The 25,962-nt window shown below is 59.3% G+C and carries 27 protein-coding genes, 1 tRNA gene and 1 riboswitch; of the genes, 15 read left to right on the forward strand and 13 right to left on the reverse strand.

Features of this window, described 5'->3' with window-relative positions:
• Positions 1 to 45 precede the first annotated feature (45 nt).
• Positions 46 to 1,035, forward strand: a complete 990-nt coding sequence (locus tag BS627_RS22410; protein WP_077985372.1) for an Hsp33 family molecular chaperone — start codon at positions 46 to 48, stop codon at positions 1,033 to 1,035.
• 54 nt (positions 1,036 to 1,089) lie between these two features.
• Here the strand turns inward: BS627_RS22410 and apaG are convergent, their stop codons facing one another.
• Together apaG and BS627_RS22420 are read right to left on the reverse strand one after the other, a co-directional pair.
• Positions 1,090 to 1,482, reverse strand: a complete 393-nt coding sequence (gene apaG / locus BS627_RS22415; protein ID WP_003503545.1) for a Co2+/Mg2+ efflux protein ApaG — start codon at positions 1,480 to 1,482, stop codon at positions 1,090 to 1,092.
• Between the two features lie 232 nt (positions 1,483 to 1,714).
• Positions 1,715 to 2,899 carry an O-succinylhomoserine sulfhydrylase gene (locus BS627_RS22420; protein WP_077985373.1) on the reverse strand — a complete coding sequence of 395 codons (1,185 nt, stop codon included), beginning with the start codon at positions 2,897 to 2,899 and terminating at the stop codon, positions 1,715 to 1,717.
• A gap of 43 nt (positions 2,900 to 2,942) precedes the next feature.
• Positions 2,943 to 3,021: riboswitch (SAM riboswitch) on the reverse strand.
• Between the two features lie 73 nt (positions 3,022 to 3,094).
• On the opposite strand from BS627_RS22420, the gene BS627_RS22425 reads away from it, so the two are divergent.
• From BS627_RS22425 to BS627_RS22440, 4 genes are all read left to right on the forward strand, one after another.
• Entirely contained in the window at positions 3,095 to 4,192 is a 1,098-nt protein-coding gene (locus BS627_RS22425) for a 2'-deoxycytidine 5'-triphosphate deaminase (RefSeq protein ID WP_077985424.1), read from the forward strand.
• A 56-nt stretch (positions 4,193 to 4,248) separates the two neighbouring features.
• A tRNA-Gly gene (locus tag BS627_RS22430) sits at positions 4,249 to 4,322 on the forward strand.
• 129 nt (positions 4,323 to 4,451) lie between these two features.
• The gene (gene aqpZ, locus BS627_RS22435) at positions 4,452 to 5,177 is read left to right on the forward strand and encodes an aquaporin Z (protein WP_077985374.1); all 726 of its coding nucleotides are present in this window, start codon (positions 4,452 to 4,454) and stop codon (positions 5,175 to 5,177) included.
• A gap of 52 nt (positions 5,178 to 5,229) precedes the next feature.
• Positions 5,230 to 5,523, forward strand: coding sequence for a hypothetical protein (locus tag BS627_RS22440; protein WP_162520452.1), 294 nt, complete (start codon positions 5,230 to 5,232; stop codon positions 5,521 to 5,523).
• Between the two features lie 206 nt (positions 5,524 to 5,729).
• Here BS627_RS22440 and BS627_RS22445 read toward each other — a convergent pair whose 3' ends face one another.
• Positions 5,730 to 7,661 carry a glycosyltransferase family 2 protein gene (locus BS627_RS22445; RefSeq protein WP_165691357.1) on the reverse strand — a complete coding sequence of 644 codons (1,932 nt, stop codon included), beginning with the start codon at positions 7,659 to 7,661 and terminating at the stop codon, positions 5,730 to 5,732.
• Positions 7,662 to 7,831: 170 nt separating this feature from the next.
• Between BS627_RS22445 and BS627_RS22450 the strand changes: the two genes are divergently transcribed.
• Entirely contained in the window at positions 7,832 to 8,593 is a 762-nt protein-coding gene (locus tag BS627_RS22450) for a transporter substrate-binding domain-containing protein (protein WP_077985426.1), read from the forward strand.
• Between the two features lie 37 nt (positions 8,594 to 8,630).
• On the opposite strand, the gene uppX is transcribed toward BS627_RS22450, so the two are convergent.
• Positions 8,631 to 9,923 (reverse strand): Wzx-type polysaccharide biosynthesis protein UppX, encoded by a 1,293-nt coding sequence (gene uppX, locus BS627_RS22455; RefSeq protein WP_165691358.1) that lies wholly within the window; start codon positions 9,921 to 9,923, stop codon positions 8,631 to 8,633.
• Between the two features lie 288 nt (positions 9,924 to 10,211).
• Here uppX and uppY point away from each other — a divergent pair, with 288 nt between their 5' ends.
• Both uppY and BS627_RS22465 read left to right on the forward strand, forming a co-directional pair.
• The gene (gene uppY, locus BS627_RS22460) at positions 10,212 to 11,507 is read left to right on the forward strand and encodes a Wzy-type polysaccharide biosynthesis protein UppY (RefSeq protein WP_077985428.1); all 1,296 of its coding nucleotides are present in this window, start codon (positions 10,212 to 10,214) and stop codon (positions 11,505 to 11,507) included.
• Between the two features lie 26 nt (positions 11,508 to 11,533).
• Positions 11,534 to 12,286: a polysaccharide deacetylase family protein gene (locus tag BS627_RS22465; protein WP_077985376.1), complete on the forward strand. Its 753-nt coding sequence runs from the start codon at positions 11,534 to 11,536 to the stop codon at positions 12,284 to 12,286.
• Between the two features lie 25 nt (positions 12,287 to 12,311).
• On the opposite strand, the gene BS627_RS22470 is transcribed toward BS627_RS22465, so the two are convergent.
• The gene (locus tag BS627_RS22470; RefSeq protein ID WP_059759480.1) at positions 12,312 to 12,962 is read right to left on the reverse strand and encodes a S24 family peptidase; all 651 of its coding nucleotides are present in this window, start codon (positions 12,960 to 12,962) and stop codon (positions 12,312 to 12,314) included.
• Between the two features lie 111 nt (positions 12,963 to 13,073).
• Positions 13,074 to 13,724 carry a response regulator gene (locus BS627_RS22475; protein WP_077985377.1) on the reverse strand — a complete coding sequence of 217 codons (651 nt, stop codon included), beginning with the start codon at positions 13,722 to 13,724 and terminating at the stop codon, positions 13,074 to 13,076.
• Positions 13,725 to 13,966: 242 nt separating this feature from the next.
• Here BS627_RS22475 and BS627_RS22480 point away from each other — a divergent pair, with 242 nt between their 5' ends.
• Both BS627_RS22480 and BS627_RS22485 read left to right on the forward strand, forming a co-directional pair.
• On the forward strand, positions 13,967 to 14,320 hold the full coding sequence (locus BS627_RS22480) for a DUF952 domain-containing protein (protein WP_077985378.1): 354 nt from the start codon (positions 13,967 to 13,969) through the stop codon (positions 14,318 to 14,320).
• Positions 14,320 to 15,411, forward strand: coding sequence for a quinone-dependent dihydroorotate dehydrogenase (locus tag BS627_RS22485; RefSeq protein ID WP_077985379.1), 1,092 nt, complete (start codon positions 14,320 to 14,322; stop codon positions 15,409 to 15,411). The genes BS627_RS22480 and BS627_RS22485 overlap by 1 nt, the downstream gene beginning before the upstream one ends.
• Before the next feature lie 124 nt (positions 15,412 to 15,535).
• Here the strand turns inward: BS627_RS22485 and BS627_RS22490 are convergent, their stop codons facing one another.
• Both BS627_RS22490 and BS627_RS22495 read right to left on the reverse strand, forming a co-directional pair.
• Entirely contained in the window at positions 15,536 to 16,033 is a 498-nt protein-coding gene (locus BS627_RS22490; RefSeq protein WP_077985380.1) for a CAP domain-containing protein, read from the reverse strand.
• Between the two features lies 1 nt (position 16,034).
• Complete coding sequence (locus BS627_RS22495; protein ID WP_003493739.1) at positions 16,035 to 16,301, reverse strand: DUF6460 domain-containing protein; 267 nt, start codon at positions 16,299 to 16,301, stop codon at positions 16,035 to 16,037.
• Between the two features lie 166 nt (positions 16,302 to 16,467).
• On the opposite strand from BS627_RS22495, the gene BS627_RS22500 reads away from it, so the two are divergent.
• The 3 genes from BS627_RS22500 to BS627_RS22510 all read left to right on the forward strand — a co-directional run bounded on the left by BS627_RS22500 (position 16,468) and on the right by BS627_RS22510 (position 18,868).
• Positions 16,468 to 17,409 carry a class I SAM-dependent methyltransferase gene (locus BS627_RS22500; RefSeq protein WP_165691360.1) on the forward strand — a complete coding sequence of 314 codons (942 nt, stop codon included), beginning with the start codon at positions 16,468 to 16,470 and terminating at the stop codon, positions 17,407 to 17,409.
• 134 nt (positions 17,410 to 17,543) lie between these two features.
• Positions 17,544 to 18,155 carry a YitT family protein gene (locus BS627_RS22505; protein WP_035236585.1) on the forward strand — a complete coding sequence of 204 codons (612 nt, stop codon included), beginning with the start codon at positions 17,544 to 17,546 and terminating at the stop codon, positions 18,153 to 18,155.
• Between the two features lie 71 nt (positions 18,156 to 18,226).
• Positions 18,227 to 18,868 (forward strand): YitT family protein, encoded by a 642-nt coding sequence (locus BS627_RS22510; RefSeq protein WP_077985381.1) that lies wholly within the window; start codon positions 18,227 to 18,229, stop codon positions 18,866 to 18,868.
• A gap of 26 nt (positions 18,869 to 18,894) precedes the next feature.
• Here the strand turns inward: BS627_RS22510 and BS627_RS22515 are convergent, their stop codons facing one another.
• Together BS627_RS22515 and BS627_RS22520 are read right to left on the reverse strand one after the other, a co-directional pair.
• The gene (locus BS627_RS22515; protein ID WP_077985382.1) at positions 18,895 to 19,356 is read right to left on the reverse strand and encodes a carboxymuconolactone decarboxylase family protein; all 462 of its coding nucleotides are present in this window, start codon (positions 19,354 to 19,356) and stop codon (positions 18,895 to 18,897) included.
• 108 nt (positions 19,357 to 19,464) lie between these two features.
• On the reverse strand, positions 19,465 to 19,968 hold the full coding sequence (locus BS627_RS22520; protein WP_077985383.1) for an RrF2 family transcriptional regulator: 504 nt from the start codon (positions 19,966 to 19,968) through the stop codon (positions 19,465 to 19,467).
• Positions 19,969 to 20,012: 44 nt separating this feature from the next.
• On the opposite strand from BS627_RS22520, the gene BS627_RS22525 reads away from it, so the two are divergent.
• Positions 20,013 to 22,604, forward strand: a complete 2,592-nt coding sequence (locus BS627_RS22525; protein ID WP_244634895.1) for a ligase-associated DNA damage response DEXH box helicase — start codon at positions 20,013 to 20,015, stop codon at positions 22,602 to 22,604.
• A 28-nt stretch (positions 22,605 to 22,632) separates the two neighbouring features.
• Positions 22,633 to 23,361 carry a ligase-associated DNA damage response endonuclease PdeM gene (gene pdeM / locus BS627_RS22530; RefSeq protein ID WP_077985384.1) on the forward strand — a complete coding sequence of 243 codons (729 nt, stop codon included), beginning with the start codon at positions 22,633 to 22,635 and terminating at the stop codon, positions 23,359 to 23,361.
• A gap of 46 nt (positions 23,362 to 23,407) precedes the next feature.
• Here pdeM and BS627_RS22535 read toward each other — a convergent pair whose 3' ends face one another.
• The 3 genes from BS627_RS22535 to BS627_RS22545 form a co-directional block, all read right to left on the reverse strand.
• Positions 23,408 to 23,845, reverse strand: coding sequence for a universal stress protein (locus BS627_RS22535; protein WP_077985385.1), 438 nt, complete (start codon positions 23,843 to 23,845; stop codon positions 23,408 to 23,410).
• Between the two features lie 157 nt (positions 23,846 to 24,002).
• Positions 24,003 to 24,830: a TIGR02186 family protein gene (locus BS627_RS22540; RefSeq protein WP_077985386.1), complete on the reverse strand. Its 828-nt coding sequence runs from the start codon at positions 24,828 to 24,830 to the stop codon at positions 24,003 to 24,005.
• Complete coding sequence (locus tag BS627_RS22545; RefSeq protein ID WP_077985387.1) at positions 24,827 to 25,753, reverse strand: sulfite exporter TauE/SafE family protein; 927 nt, start codon at positions 25,751 to 25,753, stop codon at positions 24,827 to 24,829. Before BS627_RS22545 ends, BS627_RS22540 begins: the two co-directional genes overlap by 4 nt.
• Between the last annotated feature and the right edge of the window lie 209 nt (positions 25,754 to 25,962).

Raw genomic sequence — 25,962 nt, forward strand, 5'->3', positions numbered from 1 at the left:
ACTTTTGGACGGTAGCGGCGCCACGGCTGCGCCAAGGAGTATGACATGGCAGATGTAACGGTTGAACTGGACGATCTCGATTTTGCTGGCGACGATAAGGTAGTGCCCTTTCAGGTCGAAGGTCTGGATGTGCGCGGTCGCGCAGTGCAGGTGGGTCCGCTGTTGAACGCCATTCTCGAGCGGCATGACTATCCCCCGACGGTCGCCCGCCTGCTGGCGGAAGCGACCGTTCTGACGGCGCTGATCGGCACCTCGCTCAAATTTTCCGGCAAGCTCACGCTTCAGACCAAGGGCGATGGTCCGGTCGATCTTCTGGTCGCGGATTTCACCGCGCCGGAAAGCATGCGCGCTTATGCCCGTTTCGATGAGGAACGGCTGGCGGCGGCGGTTGCGGAAGGTGCAACCTCGCCGGAGCAATTGCTCGGCAACGGCATTCTGGCCTTCACGATCGATCAGGGTGCGGGCATGCAGCCCTATCAGGGCATTGTGCCGCTCGATGGCTCCTCGCTGGAAGACATTGCCGGCGTCTATTTCCGCCAGTCGGAACAGCTTCCCACCCGCGTGCGGCTGGGCGTTGCCGAGTTCTTCGACCGTGATGGCGAAGGCAAGCCGCGTCATGGCTGGCGTGCGGGCGGCGTTATCGCGCAGTTCCTGCCGCAGGCGCCCGAACGGCTGCGTATGCGTGACCTGCATGGCGGTGACGGCGATGAAAGCGGTCACGAGGTGCAGGAGGACGATGCCTGGACGGAAGCCGTCACGCTGTTGAACACGGTGGATACCGACGAACTGACCGATCCACAGGTGCCGGTGGAACGCCTGCTTTTCAGGCTTTTCCATGAGAGTGGCGTGCGCATCTATGATCCGCAGGCGGTTTTCGACCGTTGCAGCTGCTCGCGGGACAAGATCAAGGGTGTGCTGTCAGGCTTCACTGCCGAGGAGATCAAGGCGAGCGAGGAAGACGGCGCTATCGCCGTGACCTGCGAGTTCTGCTCCACCACCTATCGCTACGATGTCAGCGAATTTGAAAATGCCTGAATAGAAAGCCGCGCCCTATAAAGAGTGCGGCTTTTTCATTTGCCGGGCGCGTGGTCAGTTCAGAACCCGCATCAGACCCGGTGAATCCAGCGAAAAGGCGGGTATGGTGACGTTGAACACCTCGCCATTTTCCGTTTCCATTTCATAATGGCCGAACATCAGGCCGGAAGGTGTATCCAGCGGGCAGCCGGAGGAATATTCGTAGCTGTCGCCCGGTTTCAGATGCGGCTTCTCACCCACGACGCCCGGTCCATAGACCTCATCCACCTGACCGTTCTGATCGGTGATGTGCCAGTAGCGATTGACGAGGGTGACCGGAATATCGGAATTGTTCGCGATCACGACTTTGTAGCCCCAGACGTAACGATCGTCATCCGGGTCGGATTGTTCCTCGAGATAATACGGATCGACCGTTACCTCGATATCCCTTGTCAGAGCACGATACATACGCGCCACACCTCGATATTATGCCTGCCGCCGTATCCTACACTATAGGCTCTGGCTATCGTCAAGAAAATGAATGACTTGACGGGCAGGAGGCGTCTCCTGATGCGCTTTTTTCCACCGTTAGGGATAACGGTAAAGGTAAATATTGGTTGCCTGATGCGGTCTTTCGGGCTGGACCGGCGAACCATGGCCCGACACGCGGTCAGGCCATGGCGATTTGCCGATTGAATTCTCAGGCCGAAACGGCCGCAAGACCCTTTGCCAGATCCTCCAGCAGATCGTCGGTATCCTCGATGCCGCAGGAAAGGCGCAGGGTGCCGCCGGAAATGCCGAGCTCGGCGCGCGCCTCGTCAGTGAGGTTCTTGTGCGTCGTCGTGCCGGGGTGGGTGATGAGGCTCTTGGCGTCGCCGAGATTGTTTGAAATCTTCACGATCTCAAGCGCGTTCTGCAGCTTGAAGGCCGCTTCCTTGCCGCCCTTCAGTTCGAAAGCCACAAGCGTCGAACCGCCTGACATCTGCCGGGCGATAATGTCCGCCTGCGGGTGATCGGCGCGGCCGGGATAGATGACCTTGGCGACCTTGTCGTTCTCCGCGAGAAAATCGGCGATTTTGCCGGCATTGGCCGTCTGCTGTTTGACGCGCAGCGGCAGCGTCTCGATACCTTTCAGAAGCGTCCAAGCATTGAAAGGCGACATGGCCGGGCCGGTATGGCGGAAATAATCCTGCAGTTCTTCCTCGATCCACTTTTTGTCGGAAAGGATCACGCCGCCAAGGCAGCGACCCTGACCGTCAATATGCTTGGTTGCCGAATACACGACGATATGCGCGCCGAGTTCGAGCGGCTTCTGGAAAAGCGGCGTCGCAAAGACGTTGTCGACCACCACTTTCGCGCCGATCTGGTTGGCGAGTTTCGCCACACCGGCAATATCAACCACTTCGAGCGTCGGGTTGGTTGGGCTTTCGAGGAAGAACAGCTTGGTGTTCGGCTGGATCGCCTTTTCCCAGTTGCCGAGATCGCGTCCGTCGATCAGTGTGCATTCGATGCCGTATTTCGGCGCAAGCGTCTCGACCACCCAGCGGCAGGAGCCGAAGAGGGCGCGTGCGGCAACGATGTGATCGCCGGCGCGTAGCTGGCACATGATGGCGGCGGTGACGGCGGCCATGCCCGAGGCAAGCGCGCGGGCGTCTTCAGCGCCTTCCAGCAGGCACATGCGCTTTTCGAACATGTCATTGGTGGGGCTCGCATAGCGGGCGTAGATGAAACCGTCTGTTTCGCCCTTGAAGCGCGCTTCGGCGGCCTCGGAGTTTTCGTAGACGAAACCCTGGGTCAGATAGATTGCTTCCGACGTTTCACCATACGGTGAGCGTAGCGTACCGCCGTGAACCAGCTGGGTTGCCGGGCGCCATTTATTGCTCATGTGATCCCCTTCAAAACAAAAAAACCGGCCGCACAAGCAGACCGGTTCCTAGCACCCGGTCTTTTTAGCCACTTGTTTAACGTGGCTGCAAGCCGACCGGCCAAATCACCACGGGATAAGCTTGCCATACTGCCGTTATCGGCTTGCGTCAATGCTTTCCTTTTGGTTTTGTCGCCGTAAAAAGGAATGACAACCATGACCAGAACCACGGGCATTTTGGCGGATGGCGCAATCCGGGCGCTGTTTGCGGGCGGCAAGCTGAAGAGCGAGGCCGATCTCGATGCTGATCAGGTCCAGCCCGCCAGCCTCGATCTCAGGCTCGGCTCGAAGGCCTATCGCGTGCGCGCCAGCTTCATGCCCGGTCCGGGAACCCAGGTGATCGACAAGCTCAATCGTCTGAGCCTGCACGAGATCGATCTCACCCAGGGCGCGGTGCTGGAAACCGGCTGCGTTTATATCGTCCCCTTGATGGAAAGCCTCGCGCTGCCGGCGGACATGTCGGCGTCGGCCAATCCGAAAAGCTCGACCGGCCGCCTCGATATCTTCACCCGCGTCATGACTGACGGCGCGCAGGAATTCGACAAGATACCGGCGGGTTATGCCGGCCCGCTCTATCTGGAAATCAGCCCGCGCACCTTCCCGATCGTCGTGCGACGCGGCTCGCGCCTGTCGCAGATCCGCTTCCGCATCGGCCATTCGCTGCTCAACGAAAGTGAACTGCTGAAGCTGCACGAGACGGAAATGCTGGTCGCCAGCGACACGCCCAACGTGACCGGCGGCGGCATCGCGCTTTCGATCGACCTCAAGGGTTTCGGCGAAAACGGACTGATCGGTTATCGCGGCAAACATCACACGGCGGTGGTGGATGTCGACAAGAAGGCCCAGCATGACGTTCTCGATTTCTGGGAGCCGCTCTACGCGCGCGGCCGCGCCGAACTGATCCTCGACCCGGATGAATTCTATATCCTCGTCTCGCGCGAAGCTGTCCACGTTCCGCCGCTCTATGCGGCTGAAATGACGCCCTTCGACCCGCTGGTAGGCGAATTCCGTGTGCACTACGCCGGCTTCTTCGATCCGGGCTTCGGCCATGCGCAGGCGGGCGGCACCGGCAGCCGCGCCGTGCTCGAAGTGCGCAGCCACGAAGTGCCCTTCATCCTCGAACACGGGCAGATCGTCGGTCGGCTTGTTTACGAGCATATGCTGGAAAAACCGGAAGGCCTCTACGGAACCGGCCTCGGCTCCAACTATCAGGCCCAAGGACTGAAGCTCTCCAAGCATTTCCGCGCCGAATAACGAACCCGGCGGGTGCTTGACACCCGCTGCGAACTATCCGATGTCTTATGCGCGGCGCGGGTGTAGCTCAATGGTAGAGCAGCAGCTTCCCAAGCTGAATACGAGGGTTCGATTCCCTTCACCCGCTCCAATTCCGCCCCAACAAATAATAGGCCTCTTGCCGCCGTTACATTCGCGGACAAAGCGAATATGCGATTTAGCTTGACTACAATTAAATTGCACGTAATAGTTGATGTGGTCGTAACATAGGGGAAGTGTTATGAGTCGCAAACTTCTTTCGGAATTTCTGGGAACCTTTTGGCTCGTGTTCGGGGGATGCGGCAGTGCGGTTTTTGCCGCAGCCTTTCCAGAGCTCGGTATCGGCTTCCTTGGCGTCGCTTTCGCTTTCGGTCTGACGGTTCTGACCATGGCCTATGCGGTAGGCGGCATTTCGGGCGGTCACTTCAATCCGGCCGTTTCAGTCGGCCTCACCGTTGCGGGTAAATTCCCGGCGGCGAGCCTCTTGCCTTACATCGTGGTGCAGGTTCTGGGGGCGATCGTCGCAGCTGCGGCGCTTTATGTCATCTTCACCGGCAAGGCGGGGGCTGACATTGGCGGTTTTGCCGCCAATGGTTATGGCGAACACTCGCCGGGCGGATATTCTCTCGTATCGGCGCTGCTGATCGAAGTCATCCTGACGGCGTTTTTCGTGATCGTTATTTTGGGTTCGACACATGGCAGGGTTCCGGTCGGCTTCGCGCCGATCGCCATCGGTCTTGCCCTTACCCTTATTCATCTGATTTCCATTCCGGTCACCAACACATCTGTCAATCCGGCCCGCTCCACGGGACAGGCATTGTTCGTTGGCGGATGGGCGCTGCAGCAGCTCTGGCTGTTCTGGCTTGCTCCGATCCTCGGCGGCGCCATCGGAGCCGCGATCTGGAAAATCTTCGGCGAGGAAGAGAAGGCCGGCCATGCCGGTTCGGTTCAACCTGCCCAGACATGAATAAGAGGCTTTGTTTCCTCGAATGGTCGGGGAAACGACTGAGGAGGATGACATGGATCTTGCTTCGATATTGGCCCAGATCGTCGGCGGTGCGGTAGGTGGCACGGCGGGCGGAAAGATAGTGAAGGACTCCGATCTTGGTTCGCTCGGCAATCTGATTGCAGGCGCCATCGGCGGACTCGGCGGCGGAACTGTGCTCGGTTCGCTGCTCGGCGCGGCGGGAGACGCGGCAGCCGGTGGCGTGGATATCGGCGCTCTCGCCGGCCAGCTGGTTGGCGGCGGTGTCGGCGGTCTGATCGTGCAGATCATCGTCGGCCTGATTAAGAACAAGCTCGTTGCCAAGTAGAGCGGTTCGGTCGCCTTCAAGATGAAATGAAGGACCTTGCCGAAGGAGGAGCTTTGTTCGGCAAGGAACCGGCTCGCGTTATCGATGACGGCGGTAACGTAAGGCCTGAGGCGGCTTTGCTGGCAGCGGCAATGTGATAGGAGCCGTGAGCCGCCGTTACTCGAAACAAGTATCTCGATTGTTTTGGTTCTCTCGAAGATACCGGATCATGAGGTATTTTTGACGGCTGGCGCGTGTGGCGTCTTGTTCCATGCAAAGGGTTTGGTTTTGAGTTCCACCACGGCCCGCCAGGCCGCGATGGACAGCATCAGCCAATATGCGGGCATTGCCAGCCACCGCCTTCCGACATGCCGTCTTTCATAGGCGATCATTCTGCTGCGGCCCATCAGGACGAAGATCGTGTAGCTTCCGACGATATTCAGCACATCGATAAAAAACAGAAGACCCTGCCAGGAGAGCAACAGGTCGGCGCCATTTTCCCGAAGAGCGATGGTCATGAATGCCAGCGAAACGAAGAGCAGGGGGTGCGCCAACGACGACAGAAGCATGCCTCCGATCAGCAGTTGAAAGACCACATAGGCAAACCATCCCATGCCGCGCGCGGTCGCAAGGGGCGCACGGGTCATCACCAGCCAGCTTTGCAGCCAGCCCTTGTACCAGCGTGTTCGCTGGTTCAGCCACACGGATAGTGAGGTCGGCGCATCCTCCAGCGTCTGTCGCCGGATAACGCCGCAACGATAACCCAGCCGATGCAGCCGGAGGCCGAGATCGGCGTCTTCCGTTACATTATAGGGGTCCCAGGCGCCAGCCTTCCGCAGCACGGCGGTCCGGAAATGATTGGAGGTGCCGCCAAGCGGCAGCGGCAAGCCATGTGCGGCAAGGGCAGGTAAGATGCAGCGGAAGAGGGCGGAATATTCCAATGCGAAACACGCGCTGAGCCAGGAGAAAGAAGCATTACTGATGATAAGCGGGGCCTGCAGGCAGGCTAGCTCGTCGGGTTGGTTGCGGAAGGCGCTATAGGCTTCGCGCAATTGCTGCGGATGGGGCCGGTCCTCGGCGTCATAGATGACAACGAATGCGCCGCGTGCGCCGGAAAGCGCGTAAGTCAGGGCCTTTGGTTTGGTGCGCGGTAGGGAGGGCGGCACCCTTACAACCTCTATATGCGGCCCGGGATTCATCCGCTGGATCGCCTCAATTGTCGCACCGTCGTCTGCCTCGCAGACAAGCTTGATGTCCAGTCGGGATTTGGGCCAGTCCAGACGCTCCAATGCGCCGATGAGCTGCCCGACGACGTCCTCCTCCCGGTAAAGCGCCACCAGAACAGTATAGACAGGCAATTGGCTTTCCTGCCGAAGAGGTAAGGTGGCGTCCTTTTCCATGGATAGATGGAAGAGCGCGAACAGCCTGAAAAGCAGGGTCAAGAGGTAAAGCATCGTCAGGGTGGCATGCAGATACGTAAATGCCGCTTCCGTATAAAACACCAGCGACAGAATAAGCAGGGTAAGGAGAACGCCGCTGCAAAAACCCTGCTCGCCGTGAAGCGTGATCCTGGCGGAATGGTGTGGCGCCGTGTTGAAAAGCAGCTGTTGGGTTTCCGCCAAGCGACGGGTCTCGCCCGCTTTCCAGATTGCGCCGCGCATGGCCTGCGGGGTTGTCACGGCAAAATCGTCGAGAAGACGCGGGCGCTGATCCAGCATGTTTTTCAGCGACGCCATCCGCGCCAGTTCCGGCACAATCAGCAGCGTTGGCGTGCCGTTCAGCGGTGTCAGCCGCAGGAACCTTGGTTCGGAGAGCTGAGTGTCCAGCCCGTTCAAGTCCGTCACGCGATCTGGGCCGATTTCCGGGAGAAACGGCAACCGCAGGAATCTGGCGAAAGCGCCGAAATAGGCATCCGCCGTGACGAGACCGCTTGCCAGCAATTCGTCCTCAAAAGTTGAGCCATTTTCCCGAGCCCGCTGTTCGAATGCCTCGATATAGGGTCCGCCCAATCCCAGCGAAGAGAGAAAGCGGTCCTGTCCAGTCTGGTCCTGTTCGGAAGCGGTTGGGAGTGGATTTTCACTGGCGTGGGAAAATGCAATTTTTCGTGTCGCCGGCGTCATGCGAAACGAATCTCGTGTATATTGCCTAAAATAATCCATGCATCGCCGCCGCCGTCATGGTAACGCCCAACTTCCTGCCACGGATAGTATAGATGAGAATGACGAATGTAACGCGGAATATAAGTGTCGGATTTACTTTAGCTTTCGCTTTACAATTTACTGGTTTTTTTAGCGATGTGCGTGCAGAAGGCCTGTCGGACGGGAACCGGATGCCGGTGCTTTTCGATGCGCAGGAGCGGTTTCCGGGCGGCGATCTTTCTTCCGTTCCCCGCATCAGATTTCTGATGTCGGTCGATTTTCCGCCCTTCAATTTTACCGATCAGGAAGGCCGGCTTGCGGGTTTCCATGTCGATCTGGTGCGTGAAATCTGCGCTCAGTTGAAGGTCGAAAGCAAATGCCAGGTGCAGGCGCTGCCATTTGACGAGCTGGAGGCGGCTTTGGAATTGGGCGAGGGCGAAGCTGTGATTTCCGGCCTCGCCACCACCGCCGACCTGCGCAAGAGTTTTACCTTCTCGCGGCCCTATCTCCTGATGCCCGCCCGTCTTGCGGTGAACAAGGCGGCGAAATTCACCGGCTCCGGTGCCGATGCGCTGTCGGGAAAGAAGGTGGGTGTGGTTGCCGGCTCGCGGCACGAACAGATGCTGAAGGCTTTCTTTCCAAAGGCCGCGGCTGAGGGCTTCGACGGCTACGAACCGATGTATGACGCGGTGAAGAAAGGCAAGGTAGACGCCATTTTCGCCGACGGTCTGCGTCTGCCTTTCTGGGTTTCCGGAAGCGCGTCCGAAGGCTGCTGCGCGCTCTACGGCGGTCCCTATATGTCCGACAGGTTTCTCGGTGAAGGCCTGTCCATCATGACCGTCGATCCCGACAACGTGCTTGTTCCGGCTTTCGATCAGGCGCTGGCGGCCCTTTCCCGTAACGGCAGGCTGGAAGAAATCTACCGGCGTTATTTCCCTTATGGACTCTATTAGGGAGAGCCGGCCACCAGCTCGGCTCCTATGCCAGCTCTTATTTGGCTGGCGCGAAAACCTCTTCATTGCGGCGCAGGCGCAGAAGCGCGATCCACACGGCGGCGGCGATGGCGGTTTCCACCATGAAATAGCTGCCGATCGTTCCCGAAATGCTGAAGGACCATGTGAAGAAGGCGACGACGACGGAGCCGATGAGGTTGCCGCTGTTCCAGATCTTCGCGCGAATATCCTGCCGTCCGGATGCGCCGAGCGCCTCGAGCGCGGTGGCGGCAACAGCCATGGGCAGAACCGCCCAGCAAAGCACGCGGGTGATGATGGGCAGCGAAACATATTCATCGCCGAACAAAAGCGGCAGGAATGGCGCGATGATGAAAATGACGAACGCGCTGCCGGTCGCGATGAAAAGCGCGGCCTTCAGCACGTTATAGGCGCGCTCTATGGTCTTGCTGATGCCCTGCAGGGCGGCGGAAGCCGAGCCAGGATAGATCAGCCGGTTGAGGGCCTCGACGGAGAGATAGGAACTGTCGAGAATGCGCCGGGCGATGGAATAGCTGCCCAGCACCTCGGCGCTGGCAATGGCGCCGAGAACGAGAATATCGGCATTGCCGCGCACGGCCTTGAACAGGAACTGGGTGGAAAACAGGATGCCGATGCGGATTTCCTCGCGCACGATGCGGAACACCGGGCTGCCGAGTCTCGCTATTGCCTTGACCGAGATCATGGCCGCAATGGTGTGGGCCGCAAGGTTCCACAGCGCCCAGGCTTCTACGGTCTCTACCTTGAAGATGAGGCAGGCGACCACCGCGGCAATGGTTCGGGCGACGGCAAACATCACTTCCAGCTTGTTGGCGGAGGCGAAGTCGGAATGGGCGATGAAGCTCTGCGTGGAAAGCGAGATGACTTTCAGGAGGACGAGGTTCGTGAACAGAATCAGGAAGGTGGTGATCAGCGTGTGCAGCAATGTTTCCGAGGTCGGGAAAAATACCGGGATCGTCACCATGCCGACGATCGTCAGCACGACGCCTGTCGCGGCGCTCAAGAGATAGCTGTGGCCGAGCATGACGGGAAACATGCTGCGATCCTGCGCGACGCGGCGGATCAGCGATTCCTGCGAGCCGATGCCGCAGATCTGGACGCCGAGATTGGTGACGGCCGTGATGGAGGCGTAAAGCGCGAATTGTTCGACGCCGAGATGGCGGGCAAGCAGCGCGAAGGTCAGAAGCTGGGCGGCGCTGGACATGAGGAGCGCCCCGCCGGACGCCATGTAGGTCAATCCCAGTCTGACTAGATGGCCGAGCCGCGGCGTATTGAACGACACCTCATTCTCCATGTTTTCCGGCATTGCCGGACGAATTCAAAAATGGCTGTGCTGCTTTTTTAGAATTCAGCGAACTGAAAAAGCCGCAACTGGCCAATAATGTGAAAGTCCGCGATCCGTATGAATGGCAGTTTATCCTGTCTTATCCCTCTTGAGGTAAGAGAGGGTTAAAGCAATTGCATAATAATGACGATAATGACTGTTTATGGTTATTTGGACATGGCCCTGTATCAGAAGGGTTTCGTTCTTCGTCACAAGGCAGGCCAATGATCCGACGATCCATTTCCGATGCAGGCGACCATGCCGCGTTTGGCTGATCCGCAGCCCGTCTCTGCGCAAGGCGGCGCCATATCCTTTACCGGCAGCCGGCGCGACGCGTTTTTTTTCGTCGCCACCATGCTCTATATCTGGATTTCCGTCGCGCCTTTCGAAAATCTAGCAGTACCGCCCGTGCCGCACGCCGCCGCAAACCAGCTGACCGGCCTCGTGATTGCATTGATCCTCGGCGTTTTTGCGCTGCGCCACCGGCTGACGGGGCTTCTGCTGCGGCCGCGGCTGCCCATTCTGCTGTTGTTCTTCTGGCTGGCCATATGCTCGGTGGTTGGAACCCAGCCCGGCACGTCGCTGCAACGCCTGATCTTCACGGCGCTCCTATGCTTCATCACCAGCGTCCTTGTCGTCATGCCGCGCGACCGGCGGCAGTTCGACCGGATGATGGCCATCTTCGCCATCATTCTCTTGGCGCTGTGTTATCTGGGTGTGATCTTCCTCAGCTCGCGCTCGATCCATCAGCCCTATGATCTCGATGAAAAAGCGTTGGCGGGTGACTGGCGCGGTATCTTCAATCACAAGAATGCCGCCGCTCCGGCCATGATCATTCTCTTCATGATCGGGCTTTACCTGCGCAACGCCTGGTCGACGCTGGGCGGCCTGGCCATCACGCTGCTTTCAGGGTTCTTCCTCTGGAAGACCAACGGAAAAACCGCGGCCATGCTGCTGCCCGTCACCGTGGCGCTGATCTGGATCATGGAAAGACATGCCCACCGCACTCTTCTGATGATTGGCGGTCTTCTGGCCTTCATCAACATATCCGCGGTCGGCTCCACCTATTTCCCGAGCATACAAAATTTTGTCGAAAGTCTGGGCATCGATTCCACCTTCACCGGGCGGACAGACATCTGGCGGCTATCCTTCGACACTTTCGCGCAATCGCCGATCTTCGGTCAGGGGTTTCAGGCCTTCTGGATGAGTGACCGGCTCCTGTCGCAGGCCGATATCGCCGGCACCTGGGCGGTCTCAGCCTTCCATGCCCATAATGGTTATGTCGAAAGCTTGCTGAACGGCGGCTTGCCTGCCTTCATTCTCACCGTCATCTGGCTGGTCATTATACCGGCGAATGATTTCCGCACGGCGGTGGACAAGGGCGCGGATGCGGGCCTGACCCGACTTTTTGCGAGAATTTGGGTGTATGCGCTACTTTCTTCGTGTCTAGAGAGTAATTTCTTTACCGGAACCGGGCCTATCTGGTCTTCTCTTCTGATTGCAATCTATTGTTTGAGGCATCAGGCTTACGACATACTCGAAGAGGGACAGTAATTTGCAGACAGGCCGGGGGGCTTTGTATGACGCAAAAAATCGGGACTTTTGCAGACCGGATCAATAACCGGCTGGTGCGCTATTTCCCCGGACCGGCGGTGCGGATCGAAACGTCCGAGCCGATCGTGTCCTTCACATTCGACGATGTGCCGGCGAGCGCTTGGACAAAGGGCGCCCGTATTCTGGAAGACGAGGGTGCTCGCGGGACGTTTTACATCGCGGGCACTTTCATCGACAGGTACGACGAACAGCAGGAGATGATTTCCACAAAAGGCTGTTTGGAACTGGCGGCGGCCGGTCACGAGCTTGCCTGTCACACCTTTTCCCATCGCAAACTGTCGAGTTTTTCACGGCGCGGGCTTGAAGAGGATTTCGACCGCAACGAAAGGGTGCTCGGATCGTTCGATGGAAGCCGTCACGGGCGGAATTTCTCAATTCCTTTCGGCATGGCCTCGCCGCTCATGCAGCCCCTGTTGCGTCGACGGTTCAAGACCGCCCGCGGCATTATGCCGGGGATCAATCGCGGCAGCGTCGATCCGCATAATCTCGCCGCCGTTGAATTGCGGCCGGACCCGCATTATCTGGATGCCGCCGACAGATGGCTCGAAGATGTTCTGGAAAAGGGTGGCTGGCTCGTCATCTTCACCCATGATGTTTCACTGAAACCGACTTTTTACGGTTGCCCGGAAGACAGGCTTCAGGCTCTCATCCGCAGGGCATCTTCCGGTGGTGCGAAGATCATGACTGTCGAAGCAGCGGTCAGAACGCTCGGCCTGTAGACCGATATCGCCGGCAATTGCCGGCCTATTGGCTGGCCCAGATGATGCGGGCGATCCATTCCACGTCCGCCATGTCGAAGCTGCGGTTGGGATGTTCCGGGTTGAGCGAAAGAAGCTCGATGTTTTTGGGGCTTTGCCGCGCCAGCACCTTGGCCATCACTTCGCCGTCGCGGCTTTTCAGCACCACGCGGTCACCGCGCCGCACCTGTGCGCCGGGTTCCACGATGAGGATGTCGCCGTCGCGGTAGAGCGGCATCATGCTCTCGCCCTGCACCTCCAGCGCATAGACGCCCTGCTTGCGCTCGGGAGACGAGGGGAACTCCACCACATCCCAGCCCTGACCCGCCGGAAAACCGCCATCGTCGAAAAAACCGCCGGAGCCTGCCTGCGCAAAACCGAGCAGGGGAATGGCATTGTCGGCACCGGAAGGCTGCATGGCCTGCGCCCTGCCGAAAGCATAACCGAAAAACTGGTCGACACTTGCCCCGGTCGCTTCCAGCACCTTGGAGACGGATTCCGTCGAAGGCCAGCGTTTGCGGCCATCCGGCCCGAAGCGTTTCGATTTATTGAACGAGGTGGGATCGAGGCCGGCGCGCTTCGCCAATGCCGAAGGCGTTAGCTGGTGGCGTTCGGCAAGCGTATCGATGGCGCTCCAGATCGTCTCGTGTGACAGCATGATAGAAAGCCCGCAAGTGGAGCCGATAGCGGAAAGCTCCTGTCCTTTACTGACCGGAATCTAGACCATATCCGGTCAGGAGTAAAGCAAGGAAAGGAATAAAATCCTTTTCTACGCCACCATGGCCGATGTATTTATCTTGGCGAGCTGGATCACCGCCTGGGTGCGGCTGTCGACCTTGAGCTTCAGCAGGATGGCGGAGACATGCGCCTTGATGGTGGCTTCGGAAACATTGAGCTCGTAGGCGATCTGCTTGTTCAGCAAACCTTCGGCCAGCATGCCCAGAACCCGGCTTTGCTGTGGCGTCAGCGTTCTGAGCCGGCCGATCAGATCGGCCACGTCAGGATCCTGTTCCTTCTCGCCCTGATGGCCCGACGGTATCCAGACATCGCCTTCCAGAACCGCGCGGATGCCGTCCCTGATATCGTCGATACCCGAGGATTTGGAAATGAAGCCGGAAGCACCGAGTTCGATGGAGCGGCGCACGGTGGTCGCATCGTCCGTTGCCGAAACGATGACGATCGGCAGGCTGGAGAATTCCGCCCGGAGCGCCATCAGGCCTGAAAATCCGCTGACCCCCGGCATGGCGAGGTCGAGAAGCATGAGGTCGGCGTCGTTGCGCGCTGCGGCTGCACTGCGGGCGGCCTCGAAATCCCCGGCTTCAATAATGCTCTGTTGCCCGTCGAGGCCGGATACGGCCTGTTTCAGGGCACCGCGAAAAAGCGGGTGGTCATCTGCTATGATAATGACAAGTTCCGACATTCTGGCCCCCTCCCAAGGGCGTTATGCGGTTCTTTTTCTGATACTGGCTCACTCCCGTTTGCCGATGGTCGAAACACATCCGGCTCCTCCGCCAAAGGTTGCGCCAATCGGTCCCGCATTACAAGGAAAAGCTTGTGGACAGGCGGTCTTTCAGGCTCTCCGCAATAAAATGCCGTGGAAACTGTGGACAATCTTCGAGCTTTGCGGCAAATCCCGCTGAGTGGAAAGCCTTGGAGAGCCCTATGCAGGAAACGCCCGCGATCATCTATAAAATCGTGCCGGAGACATTATGGAGCGCGGCCAAGGCGAAGGGCGTCTTCGAAGGTGCGGCCATCGACCTGACTGACGGCTTCATTCATTTTTCAACGGCGAAACAGGCGGCAGAGACCGCCGCGCGGCATTTTTCCGGCCAGATCGATCTGCTTCTGATCGCCGTCGACGGCGCGGCCCTCGGCGACAAGCTGGTCTATGAACCCTCCAGAGGCGGCGATCTTTTCCCGCATCTTTATGCGCCTCTTCCCTTGACCGCCGTGCTTTGGGAAACGCCGCTTTCGCTCGGTCACGACGGCCAGCACCAGTTTCCGGAGATTTTGTGATGAGCGGATTATTTTCCTCGGTCGGCCGCAGGGGCCTGTTTCTGGTCGATCCGGAAAAGGCCCATGGCCTGTCCGTTGCGGCGCTGAAAAGCGGCTTCCTGCCCACCTGCATGGTGCCGCATGACCCGCGTCTGCAGCAGACGGTAGCTGGCCTCGTCTTCCCCAATCCGCTCGGCATGGCGGCGGGTTACGACAAGAATGCGGAAGTGCCGGGGCCGCTTCTGAGACTCGGTTTCGGCTTTACCGAAATCGGCACCGTCACGCCCAAGGCGCAATCCGGCAATCCCAAGCCGCGCATCTTCCGTCTGGTCGAGGACGAAGGTGTCATCAATCGCCTCGGCTTCAACAATGAAGGCCACGCCGCTGCGCTGGAGCGCCTGAAGCAGGCAAAGCTGCGCGGCATCGTCGGTGTCAATATCGGCGCCAACAAGGATAGCGAAGACCGCATCGCCGATTATGTGCAGGGCATCGAAGCGTTTTATTCGGTGGCATCCTATTTCACCGTCAATATTTCCTCGCCCAACACGCCCGGCCTGCGCGATCTTCAGGCCCGCGAAAGCCTTGCCGCGCTTCTCGCCGCCGTGCTGGAACGCCGAAAAGTGGAAGCCGAACGCTTCGGCAAACGCATCCCGGTCTTCCTCAAGATCGCGCCGGATCTCACCGAAGAGGGGCTGGACGATGTCGCCGAAGAGGCGCTCGCTCATGATCTCGATGGCCTGATCGTTTCGAACACCACGCTTTCCCGAGAAGGCCTGAGGCCGGGCCCGCACAAGGGCGAGGCAGGCGGTCTCTCGGGCAAGCCGCTCTTCGAGCTTTCCACCACGGTTCTCGCCAAGATGCGCCGCCGCGTCGGCGGCAACCTGCCGATCATCGGCGTCGGCGGTGTGTCATCGGCGGAGACCGCTTTGGAAAAGGTGAGGGCAGGGGCCGATCTCGTGCAGCTCTATTCCTGCATGGTCTATGAAGGCCCCGGCCTGCCCTCGGCCATCGTCAAGGGCTTGTCGAAGCTGGTCGCCCGCGAGGGCGTGCAGTCCATTCGCGACTTGCGTGATAGCGCGGTGGACCGCTGGGCGGATCGCAAGCTCGGTTGAGAGCGGATCTGGACGGTTGAGGTAGCGCTTCCTCAGGGGGCTCTCCTTCCTCATCCCTGTGACATCCTCGGGCTTGTTCCGGGGAACAGGAATGAGGGAAGATGGTGGTTCCCGCCGCTTTGCCTCAGGCGCAGAGCACCATCGCCCAATAGGGCCGGTTGCGGCTGGCCGTATCATAGGCGACCGCGACGCCGAGGCCGTTATAAGGCCCAAGCATGTTTTCAAGGTGATGTTGTGAGCCGATCCAGGCCTTGACCACCCGCTCGACGCTGTCCTGCCCGGCGGCCACGTTCTCCGCTGCCGGAAGCGGCACATTGCCTTCCTTCATGCGAACCAGGAAACTGTCGGTCAGGCCGATAAGATGCGCCATTTTCTGCGCCTTGACCATGCGGCCGGCCTGATAGGCGGCGGCACCGCTTGCCGCGCCATTGATGGCAAGCGGCGAAAGCCCCTTGGATCGGCGCAGATCGTTGACCATGGGAAGCGCCGCGGCCGTCTCGTCACGGGTGCCGGAGGGGATGCCCTTGTTGGTGGGCATGGACACGCAGGCGGAAAGAACGGAGCCGGCGGAAAGCAGCACGAAACCGCGCCGGGTAAGCGTGTGAAGCGAAGTATCGGTCATGTCAGCGGCGATAGCTCAGGAGGCGCAGGATGATGAAAACCGGAATGACGATCGTTGCCCCGAGGATCAGATAGTCGCCGATTGCGCCCAGCGCATGGAAACCGCTGCGCCACAGGTCGACAACGAAATCGCGCGCGCCGTAAATGATGTTCCATGGCGTCAATCCGAAGATAGCCATCAGAAAGCCGACGAGCAATGAAACCACCAGCAGTTTCACCACGGTACGGGCCACCGTGTCACCCAGCATTTTGTTGACCTCACCGGCCATCAGCACGTCTCCTATTTTATCCTGACATATAAAGCACGACGCTTCGATGCAAGTTTCGGCGACTATATCGCGTCATATTCGTCAATTCCACGCAGGCCCATGAAATAGGACTTGAGTTTTTTTGTGGCTTGATAAATGACAGCCGACATCTTCTCAGGAATCTTGAATGGCCCCAAACCAGTTTTCTTCCGGTGACGTCATTGCCGACCGCCGGGCTGACTATGCTCGCATGCTGGCGGAGAGCGGTGACTATCCCGCCGCCGCCGAACTCATGGAGCAGGCGCTTGAACTTGCGCCACAGTGGACGGCGGGCTGGTTTCGCTTCGGGGAATATCACGAAAAAGCGGGCGAAACTGAAAAAGCCGTGGCGGCTTACGGGAAAGTCGCTGAACTGGACGCCGAAGGACTGTTTGCAGCCGAGTTGAAACTCGCGGTTCTCGGCGCCGCCGAAACGCCGGAGCAACCGCCCAGCCGCTATGTGGAAGGGCTGTTCGACGATTACGCCGACCGTTTCGAAACTTCGCTCGTGGAAAAGCTGGATTACAGCGTGCCGCAAAAGCTGGCGAAACTGATCGGCAAGGCGGCGAAAGGCGGCGTCTTCGATACCATTGTCGATATTGGCTGCGGCACCGGTCTCCTTGGCGTTGAAATCCGCACTTTCGCAAACCGGCTGGAAGGTTTCGATATTTCCCAGAACATGCTTGGCAAGGCGGAGGAAAAGGGGCTTTACGATCATCTCGACCAGGCCGATCTTTCGCTGGAGCCGGAGACCTCGGGGCTCTTCACATCCATGCTCGCGCAGCACCGTGCCGACCTCGTCGCCGCCGCCGATGTGATGATGTATCTGGGCAGTCTCGAGGCTGTCATGCCGCTCGTTTCCGCCCTGCTTGCGCCTTCAGGCTTTTTCGCCTTTTCGGTTGAGGATGCGGGGGAGGAAGACGGTTTCGTGCTTCGGGAATCCCTTCGTTACGCCCATTCTAAAAGCTACGTGACCGAGCTTCTTGAGCGGACTGGCTTTTCCCTCATCGAAATCCGCAAAACCACCATTCGCAAGGATGCCGGAAAACCCCTTTCCGGCATTCTTTTTCTTGCCCGTGCCAAAGCCTGAACATTCCGTTTCTTGCCATTTTCGCGATAGGTCAGGCTTCCTTACGTATCCATCTTGCTCAGATGTTTTTTGCAGTGCAAAATATGCCTGAAGCTGAGGAAAAAAGCGTGAGCAGAACGAGAAGCGTTTACGGCATGTGGAGTTCCGATCCGGCCAAACATGCGCCGGTGGAGGACGTGCAGGGCATCGTCACCGGTGCCATCGTCTCGGCGCTCGGCTTTTATCTTCTGAACAAGGTCGGCCTTCTGACCGGCGGCACCGCCGGCGTCGCCTTTCTCCTGCATTATGCTTTCGGCATCAGCTTCGGCCTCCTGTTCTTCCTCGTCAATCTGCCGTTTTATTACCTGTCGTTCCGCCGCCTCGGTCTTGCCTTTTCCTTCAAGACCTTCATCGCCATCGGCCTTGTTTCTGTGCTGACGGAAGTGGAAGCCCGCTGGATGGTGATCGATAGCATCAATCCGCTCTGGGCGGCGCTGCTCGGCGGCCTGCTGCTAGGTTATGGATTGCTGGCGCTCTATCGCCACCGCGCCAGCCTTGGCGGTATCGGCATTCTCGCCATCTATATTCAGGATCGCTTCGGCATTCGCGCCGGTCTCATCCAGCTCGCCTTCGATGCCTTCGTGATGCTTTGCGCCTTCCTCGTCATCGATCCGGCGACCGTCGTTTATTCGATTGTCGGCGCGTTTGTCCTCAACATGTTTCTGGCCATCAATCACCGCTCGGATAGATACATCGTCGTGCGTTGAGCAAAGGTGGTTGAAATCCGGAGCACTTCAGCGCAATAGCTCGGTAGAGACCAAAATTCGGGGAAAAGTGCATGGATGATACGAGCGCACGCAGGCGACTGAACCTTTGGGCCTCCGCGCCGGATCGTCATTCATTGCTGGAGGACGCGCAGGGCGTTCTCGCGGGCAGCATGCTGGTTTCGCTCGGCGTCACGCTGTTTTCCGCTGCCGGCCTTTTGACGGGCGGTACGGTCGGTCTGGCGTTTCTCGTGCATTACGGCGCAGATCTCAGCTTCGGTACGGTCTTCTTCCTCGTCAATCTGCCGTTTTATTATCTCGCCTTCCGTCGCCTCGGCCTTGCATTCACGGTCAAGACCTTCTGCGCCATCGCCATGACGGCGCTGCTTTCCGAATATATGCCGGGCTTCTTTGCCTTTGAGAGCATCAACCCGATTGCCGCGGCACTGTTCGGCGGGTTGACGGTGGCGGCCGGCATGCTGGCGCTGTTCCGGCATCGCACCAGCCTCGGCGGCTTCGGCATCCTGGCGCTCTATCTTCAGGATCGCTTCGGCTGGCGCGCCGGCCTCGTGCAGCTCGCCTTTGACGGCATGGTTCTCGCCTGCTCCTTCTTCGTTGCGACGCCTTTCGTTATCCTTTGTTCCATTCTAGGCGCGCTGGTCATGAACCTCACGCTCGCCGTCAACCACAGAAACGACCGCTACATCGCGATGTAGCGGTCGTTCGATGCGGTCGTGGTGGCTCAGGCCGCCTTCGCAGCCGCGTCGATCGGATGCTGCGAGCGGAAGCCGACCGCGATGCGGTTCCAGGTGTTGATTGCGCCGATCGCAACCGTGATTTTCACGATGTCCTCATCGGAAAAATGCGCTTTCAACGTCTCGAAGGCATCATCCGGAGCGCCGGTTTCGGCAATCTTCGTCACCGCATCCACCCAGCCAAGCAGAGCCCGTTCCTGTTCGGTATAAACGGGGGATTCGCGCCAGACGCTCATCAGGTTGATCCATTGTTCGGAAAGCCCGTCATGGCGGCTTTCCTTCACATGCATGTCCACGCAGAAGGCGCAGCCGTTGATGATCGAGGCACGCAGCTTGATGAGGTGGATGAAGCGGCGCTCAAGACCGCTGGTCTGAACATAATTTTCAAAAGCCATCATGGCCTTGAAAGCTTCGGGGGATGCTTTGGCATAGTTGACGCGAGTTTTCATGTGTTTCTCCGTTGGTTGGGTTGGTTTAAGGCGTGTGTCATCGGTCCGGGAAGCGGCAATGCCATCCGGGAACGTGATTGGTGGTTATTCCGGGTCTCGTTTTCGGGTTCAGCGCATCGTCGTCTTGCGCTCATTCATGTCCAGAAAGGCGCAGCCACGCGCGGCAATCCCGCCATCATCATTGGCAGCAAGATCACCCAGAATATCGGCGATGGTGGTTTTGGCGAGTTCGGCCCGGTAGACTTTCTCTGCTTTCAACATCGCGGCATTGATTCCGCAGGGCTTGGTGAAATAACGGCCGGGCAGCGGGTTCGGCCCGCGCTGGCGGATTTCCGCGCAACGAAACGCCGGCTGCGGTCCTTCGACCGCCAGAACGATGTCAAGCAGGGTGATCTTGTCGGTCGGTCGCGCCAGACGATATCCGCCCTTAGGCCCCGGCACCGTGGCGACAATGCCCGCGCTGGACAATGATTGCAGGTGCTTCAGAAGATAGCTCGTGGAAACGCCGTGAAATTCCGCCAGCGCCGCTGCCGATAACACGCCGCCTTCGGAAAGTCCCGCCAGCATGCCCACGCTGTGAATGGCCTGTTCAACGCCGTCGCCGAGTTTCATTGGTTCCTCACGTCTTGTTGCTGTATCGTGGACATTACTTATCCATGATTCTGATTTCCTGTCAAGCGTCGCTGGAGCGCTCTTCTTTTTCTCAGGTTTTTCACTACCTTGAAGGGGTGAAACATACCGAGTCTCCCACGTCCGGCACGCATGTCGGCACCTTGCCCCTTCCATTCCAGAAATGGTTTGCCGAAAAAGGGTGGTCTGCGCGCGCCCATCAGCTGGAGCTGATGGCACGGGCGAGGGGCGGGGAAAACATGCTCCTGATCGCACCAACAGGCGCAGGCAAAACGCTGGGTGGCTTCCTGGCCTCGCTCACCGCTCTCACAGAGCGCGGCAAGGTTCCGCCCGGCTCCGGCTTTGTCGGCGTGCACACCCTCTACATCTCGCCGCTGAAGGCGCTTGCAGTCGATATCGAGCGAAATCTCACCAAACCCGTTTCCGAAATGGGTCTGCCGATTGTCATCGAAACCCGCACCGGCGATACGCCCCAGGCGAAACGCCAGCGCCAGAAGGTGAGGCCGCCGGATATCCTGCTGACGACACCGGAGCAGGTCTCACTGCTGCTTGCCAATAAGGAGGCGGAGCGCTTTTTCCGCGACCTGAAATATGTGGTGCTTGATGAGTTGCACTCGCTCGTCACATCCAAACGCGGCCATCTGCTGTCGCTGGCGCTCGCGCGGGTGCGCAGGCACGCGCCGGATGTGCGTTTTATCGGCCTGTCGGCCACGGTCGCCGATCCGATGGATTTGCGCCGTTACCTTGCGCCGCAGGGACAGGGTGAGCCGCCGGCCGGCCTCATCACGGTCGAAGGGGGCGCTAAGCCGGATATCTCCATTCTGCAAACGGAAGAGCGCATTCCGTGGTCCGGCCATTCCGCGCGTTATGCCGGCAAGGACTTGTACGAGGCGTTGAAGCGGCATCAGACCACGCTGGTCTTTGTGAATACGCGCTCACAGGCGGAAAGGGTCTTCCAGGAACTCTGGACCGTCAATGACGACAACCTGCCGATTGCACTGCATCACGGTTCGCTGGATGCCGGCCAGCGCCGCAGGGTGGAGGCGGCGATGGCGGAAAACAAGCTGCGCGCTGTTGTCGCGACCTCTACGCTCGATCTCGGCATAGACTGGGGCGATGTGGACTTGGTGGTGCATGTCGGCGCGCCAAAAGGCGCAAGCCGTCTTGCCCAGCGTATCGGGCGCGCCAATCACCGTATGGACGAGCCTTCAAAGGCGATCCTCGTTCCCGCCAACCGCTTCGAGGTGATGGAGTGCCGGGCCGCGCTGGATGCCAATTACATCGGCGCGCAGGATACCCCGCCCATTGCCGAAGGCGCGCTCGATGTTCTCGCCCAGCATGTGCTCGGCATGGCCTGCGCCGAACCCTTCGATGCGGATGAGCTCTATCGAGAAGTGACCAGCGCTTCGCCCTATGCCGATTTGCCGCGCCCCACCTTCGACCGGGTGGTGGATTTTACCGCCACCGGTGGTTATGCGCTGCGCACCTATGAGCGTTATGCTCGCATCCGTCAGATGAAGGATGGGCGCTGGCGCGTTTCCAATCCAGCCGTTGCCCAGCAATATCGCCTTAACCTTGGCACCATCGTCGAGGCAGCAGAACTCAATGTCCGCATGGTCAAGCGCAACGCCAAGGGCACGGTCGGGCGCGGCGGCATGTCACTCGGCAAGGTCGAGGAATATTTTCTCGAACAGCTGGTGCAGGGGGACACATTCCTGTTTGCCGGAAAGGTGCTGCGTTTTGAAGGTATCCGCGAGAACGAATGTCTGGTTTCGCAGGCTTTCTCCCTCGATCCGAAGATTCCCTCCTATGCAGGCGGCAAGTTTCCGCTCTCGACCTACCTGGCGGATCAGGTGCGCTCCATGCTTGCCGATCCGGCCCGCTGGCAGGCATTGCCGGATCAGGTCCGTGACTGGCTTGAAATCCAGAAGGAAAAGTCGATCATCCCAAAGCGCGACGAGCTGCTGGTGGAAACCTTTCCCTTCCGCAAGCGCTTTTTCATGGTCATGTATCCCTTCGAGGGGCGTTTGGCGCACCAGACGCTCGGCATGCTTGTGACGAGGCGGCTGGAGCGGGCTGGCGCCAAGCCGATGGGTTTCGTCGCCACCGATTATTCACTCGCCATCTGGGCCATGGAAGATATCGGCATGCGGCTGAAATCCCGCCGCCTGTCGCTTGCAGACCTGCTCGACGAAGACATGCTGGGCGACGATCTGGAAGCATGGCTGGACGAATCCTTCATGCTGAAGCGCACCTTCCGCAACTGCGCCATCATCTCGGGTCTCATCGAACGCCGCCACCCCGGCAAGGAAAAGACCGGCAGGCAGGTGACCGTGTCGGCCGATCTTATTTATGACGTTCTTCGCAGCCATGAGCCGGATCATATCCTGCTGGAAGCCACGCGGCGCGATGCCGCGGCAGGACTTTTGGACATTGGCCGTCTTGGAGATATGCTGAAGCGAATCAAGGGACACACCACGCATCGCGCGCTGGAGCATGTCTCACCTCTTGCCGTTCCGGTCATGCTGGAAATCGGCCGGGAGACGGTGGCGGGCGAAGCGATGGACGATGTGCTGGCGGAAGCCGCCGATGAGCTGATCGCCGAGGCGATGTCCTGAAAGACCCATTGAAGGAACGACGACAACATTGCTGAGCCGGCTGACATTGAGCGACAGATTTTCCAATGGCTTCGAATGCCTTGGCAGCGAGACCGTCATCAATGGCGTTGCCGCCTGGTGCGATCCGCTGGGCGGGCTGTATCTGCCTGACCTCTCGCTGCTGGTCGTCTCCGATCTGCATCTGGAAAAGGGCGCGGCCTTTGCCCGGCGCGGCTCCATGCTGCCGCCCTACGACACCATCGCCACGCTTAAAATCCTGTCCTCGCTGATCAGCCGCTACGATCCGAGGATCGTCGTCAGCCTCGGTGACAATTTCCATGATCGCGTCGGCTCGCAGCATCTGCCGCTGCCGCTGCGCGAACTCATTCGCGAGATGGCGCGTGGCCGCGAATGGATATGGATAAACGGCAACCATGATCCCGATGGTACGGTCGATCTGCCGGGCTCTTCGGTGGACGAGATGTTTTACGGCGCTCTCGTCTTCCGCCACGAGCCGAAACCGGGAGATGCCGCCGGCGAAATCGCGGGGCACCTGCATCCCTCCGCCACGGTCCGCCGCCGCGAAAAGACGGTGCGACGGCCTTGTTTCGCCACAGACGGTTCGCGTCTGTTGATGCCGGCTTTCGGGGTGATGAGCGGCGGGCTGGATTTGCGCCATAAGGCGATGCGCGGCCTCTTCGATCACGCCGCGCTCGTCGCGCATCTGATGGGGCGGGACCGCATCTATTCTGTGCGATTTTCAAATCTTATCGGCTGAGCGTATTTTCCGAACGTAAGACCGCTACGTAGTTACCGGAAATGCTCTATTGCCGGTAGACCAGCACCGGTATCTTCGAATTCTTGAGCACCTTGGCCGTGACGCTGCCGAGCAGCAACTCCACGAAGCGCCTGTGTCGGTGCGAGGCCATGGCGATGAGATCGCAGCCGCTCTTGTCGGCGATTTCGATAATCGCTTCGTCCGGCCGCCCCGCGCGCGCAAGCAGGGCCTCGCAATCGAGCCCCATGGCGGCGGCGTGCGCCTGCGTATCTCTCAGCAGATGTTCCGCTTCCTCGCAGCGGTGAAATTCCTCTTCGGCAATGGCGGCAATGTCCTCGACATCGCTGGCAATCACATGAAAGGGTTCCGATACCGTCACCACGGTCACCTTTGCGCCTGCCTCCCTGGCGAGAGCGAACCCTTGGTCGATTGCGATCTGCGCCAGCGGCGAGCCATCGGTGGGAATGAGAATGTGCTTGAACATGACATTTCTCCTTTTCATCCCCGTCACAACCGCACATACCGCCATAACCTGGGTGCGGGGTTGTAACGCCTTGAATTTTACCGCAAACCGTTGGCGGAAGCGAATGCTATCTTCGCCGACTGGGACGGCAGACACTCTCTTTTTCGGGAAAAAAGGATCAGTCCTTGCGGAAGATGATGCTGGCGCCCCAGCCGGTCACGACTGCCAGTAGAACGCAGAGCGCGCCATAGGCAAGCGGCGTCTGATGCGCGGCATCGGTGATCGCCTGTTCCATGCCCGTCTTGACGACGCGCAGTTTCAGTTCGCGCTGGGCGATGAATTTGCCGCTCTTGAAGAGATAGGCGCGGGCGGTATGCACGCCATTCGGCACGTTGGCCGGCAGGCGCAAAGTCGCCCAGAACAGGCCGGTGCGTTCCAGCCGCACCCCGGTTGTGTCGTTGCGATAGATGCCGCTGGAAAGCTTCAGACGCCGATAAGCCTCCTGAAAGTCGAAAACATTGTCCGGCACGCCGGAGAAGACCGCGCTTTTCAGTGACAGATGGTCGACGCCGAGCCCCATGGCGCGGAGCGTTCCGGGCGAGGCGATGTCGGCGGTATTGCGCGTGCTGGCCATGGAATAGGACTCCGGCAGCGGCGTGAAGGTGATGGCGCTGGTATTGATCCATATGCCCGCCACGCGCTGTTTCTTGCGCACGGTCATATAGTCGCTCGGCCCTTCCAGCGTTACGACAATGTCATATTGTCCGATGGCCAGCAGCAGCTGGTCGGTATTGTTGAGTGCGCCGAAGAGGGTGAAATCCGCGCCGCGAAAATCCGAAGCGATCGGAATTTCGGTGGTCGACGCGCCGATTTCGATGTTTTCCTGCAGCGGCGGCTGCTGCGGACCGGGCGGCAGGGCAAGCGGCGGCGTCTGGGCCGAAGCCGGTTGTCCGAGGGAAAGACATGAGGCCAGCGCAAGGGCGGCAAGCAGCAAATGGCGGATCAATAACCTAACCCCCCAACGGCGACTGAAAACAGGTCTTCCGGGCGCACCACCAGCGACACGGCAAGGCGAAGCGCAACAGCGAGGACGAGAAGCGCCAGCAGGGCGCGCAGCTGTTCGCCGCGCAGTTTTTGGCCGACGCGCACGCCATATTGCGCGCCAATGACGCCCGCCACCATCAGGATAAAGGCCAGCACCACATCGACGGAATAGTTGGTCGCTGCCTGAACGACGGTCGTATAGGCGGTCACGAAAATGATCTGGAACAGCGAGGTGCCGACGACCACATTGGTCGGAATACGCAGAAGATAGATCAGTGCCGGCACCATGATGAAGCCGCCGCCGACACCCATGACGGAGGTGAGGATTCCGATGGCGAAACCCAGTGTGACGACGGGAATGATGCTAAGATAGATCTTCGATTTCTTGAACCGCATTTTCAGCGGCAGGCGGTGCACCCAATTATGATGGCCCGGCCGGCGCAACGTCACGGCTTCGTTGCGTGCAGCGCGGCGGAGCGCCGAAATGCTTTCCTTCAGCATCAGGCCGCCGACGGCGCCGAGCAGGATGACATAGAGGAGCGAAACGATGAGATCGAGCTGGCCGATGCTGCGCAGGAAGGAGAATATCCAGACGCCGACCGTCGCGCCCACAAGACCGCCGACGAGCAGGACGGTGCCGAGCTTGACATCGAGCGTGCCGCGCCGGAAATGCGTGATCGCGCCGGAAACGGAGGAAGCCACCACCTGGTTCGCGCCCGTCGCCACGGCCACTACAGGCGGAATATTGTAGAAAATCAGAAGCGGGGTAATCAAAAAGCCGCCGCCCACGCCAAACATGCCGGACAGAAAACCGACGGCCGCGCCCATGCCGAGAATGATGAAAATATTCACCGACAGTTCTGCGATCGGCAGATAGACAGTCACGGCTCGGACCTCGGGCAAATGGTTCCGGGCGGCATGGCTTGTCCGGGTGAGGGGGCCGCGCCGCGATTTACACTTTCTGTCTGAAAAGACCGGGCATGCCCGATCTTCATCCGTCATGCCCACGAGGGCCTGACCTGTCAACATTCAACGGCAAATACGTTGATAATTTGGAAAGATAGCGGCCGTGTGTCGGCAGCGGGCCACATTCC

Origin of the sequence: Agrobacterium salinitolerans (genome assembly GCF_002008225.1) — a bacterium.
Lineage (GTDB): Bacteria > Pseudomonadota > Alphaproteobacteria > Rhizobiales > Rhizobiaceae > Agrobacterium > Agrobacterium salinitolerans.

Bases quoted from the DNA above. Each gene is read 5' to 3' on its own strand.
- BS627_RS22410 (WP_077985372.1), top strand. From the start codon at position 46: ATGGCAGATGTAACGGTTGAACTGGACGATCTCGATTTTGCTGGCGAC.
- apaG (WP_003503545.1), bottom strand. From the start codon at position 1,482: ATGTATCGTGCTCTGACAAGGGATATCGAGGTAACGGTCGATCCGTAT.
- BS627_RS22420 (WP_077985373.1), bottom strand. From the start codon at position 2,899: ATGAGCAATAAATGGCGCCCGGCAACCCAGCTGGTTCACGGCGGTACG.
- BS627_RS22425 (WP_077985424.1), top strand. From the start codon at position 3,095: ATGACCAGAACCACGGGCATTTTGGCGGATGGCGCAATCCGGGCGCTG.
- aqpZ (WP_077985374.1), top strand. From the start codon at position 4,452: ATGAGTCGCAAACTTCTTTCGGAATTTCTGGGAACCTTTTGGCTCGTG.
- BS627_RS22440 (WP_162520452.1), top strand. From the start codon at position 5,230: ATGGATCTTGCTTCGATATTGGCCCAGATCGTCGGCGGTGCGGTAGGT.
- BS627_RS22445 (WP_165691357.1), bottom strand. From the start codon at position 7,661: ATGGATTATTTTAGGCAATATACACGAGATTCGTTTCGCATGACGCCG.
- BS627_RS22450 (WP_077985426.1), top strand. From the start codon at position 7,832: ATGCCGGTGCTTTTCGATGCGCAGGAGCGGTTTCCGGGCGGCGATCTT.
- uppX (WP_165691358.1), bottom strand. From the start codon at position 9,923: ATGGAGAATGAGGTGTCGTTCAATACGCCGCGGCTCGGCCATCTAGTC.
- uppY (WP_077985428.1), top strand. From the start codon at position 10,212: ATGCCGCGTTTGGCTGATCCGCAGCCCGTCTCTGCGCAAGGCGGCGCC.
- BS627_RS22465 (WP_077985376.1), top strand. From the start codon at position 11,534: ATGACGCAAAAAATCGGGACTTTTGCAGACCGGATCAATAACCGGCTG.
- BS627_RS22470 (WP_059759480.1), bottom strand. From the start codon at position 12,962: ATGCTGTCACACGAGACGATCTGGAGCGCCATCGATACGCTTGCCGAA.
- BS627_RS22475 (WP_077985377.1), bottom strand. From the start codon at position 13,724: ATGTCGGAACTTGTCATTATCATAGCAGATGACCACCCGCTTTTTCGC.
- BS627_RS22480 (WP_077985378.1), top strand. From the start codon at position 13,967: ATGCAGGAAACGCCCGCGATCATCTATAAAATCGTGCCGGAGACATTA.
- BS627_RS22485 (WP_077985379.1), top strand. From the start codon at position 14,320: ATGAGCGGATTATTTTCCTCGGTCGGCCGCAGGGGCCTGTTTCTGGTC.
- BS627_RS22490 (WP_077985380.1), bottom strand. From the start codon at position 16,033: ATGACCGATACTTCGCTTCACACGCTTACCCGGCGCGGTTTCGTGCTG.
- BS627_RS22495 (WP_003493739.1), bottom strand. From the start codon at position 16,301: ATGGCCGGTGAGGTCAACAAAATGCTGGGTGACACGGTGGCCCGTACC.
- BS627_RS22500 (WP_165691360.1), top strand. From the start codon at position 16,468: ATGGCCCCAAACCAGTTTTCTTCCGGTGACGTCATTGCCGACCGCCGG.
- BS627_RS22505 (WP_035236585.1), top strand. From the start codon at position 17,544: ATGTGGAGTTCCGATCCGGCCAAACATGCGCCGGTGGAGGACGTGCAG.
- BS627_RS22510 (WP_077985381.1), top strand. From the start codon at position 18,227: ATGGATGATACGAGCGCACGCAGGCGACTGAACCTTTGGGCCTCCGCG.
- BS627_RS22515 (WP_077985382.1), bottom strand. From the start codon at position 19,356: ATGAAAACTCGCGTCAACTATGCCAAAGCATCCCCCGAAGCTTTCAAG.
- BS627_RS22520 (WP_077985383.1), bottom strand. From the start codon at position 19,968: ATGAAACTCGGCGACGGCGTTGAACAGGCCATTCACAGCGTGGGCATG.
- BS627_RS22525 (WP_244634895.1), top strand. From the start codon at position 20,013: ATGATTCTGATTTCCTGTCAAGCGTCGCTGGAGCGCTCTTCTTTTTCT.
- BS627_RS22535 (WP_077985385.1), bottom strand. From the start codon at position 23,845: ATGTTCAAGCACATTCTCATTCCCACCGATGGCTCGCCGCTGGCGCAG.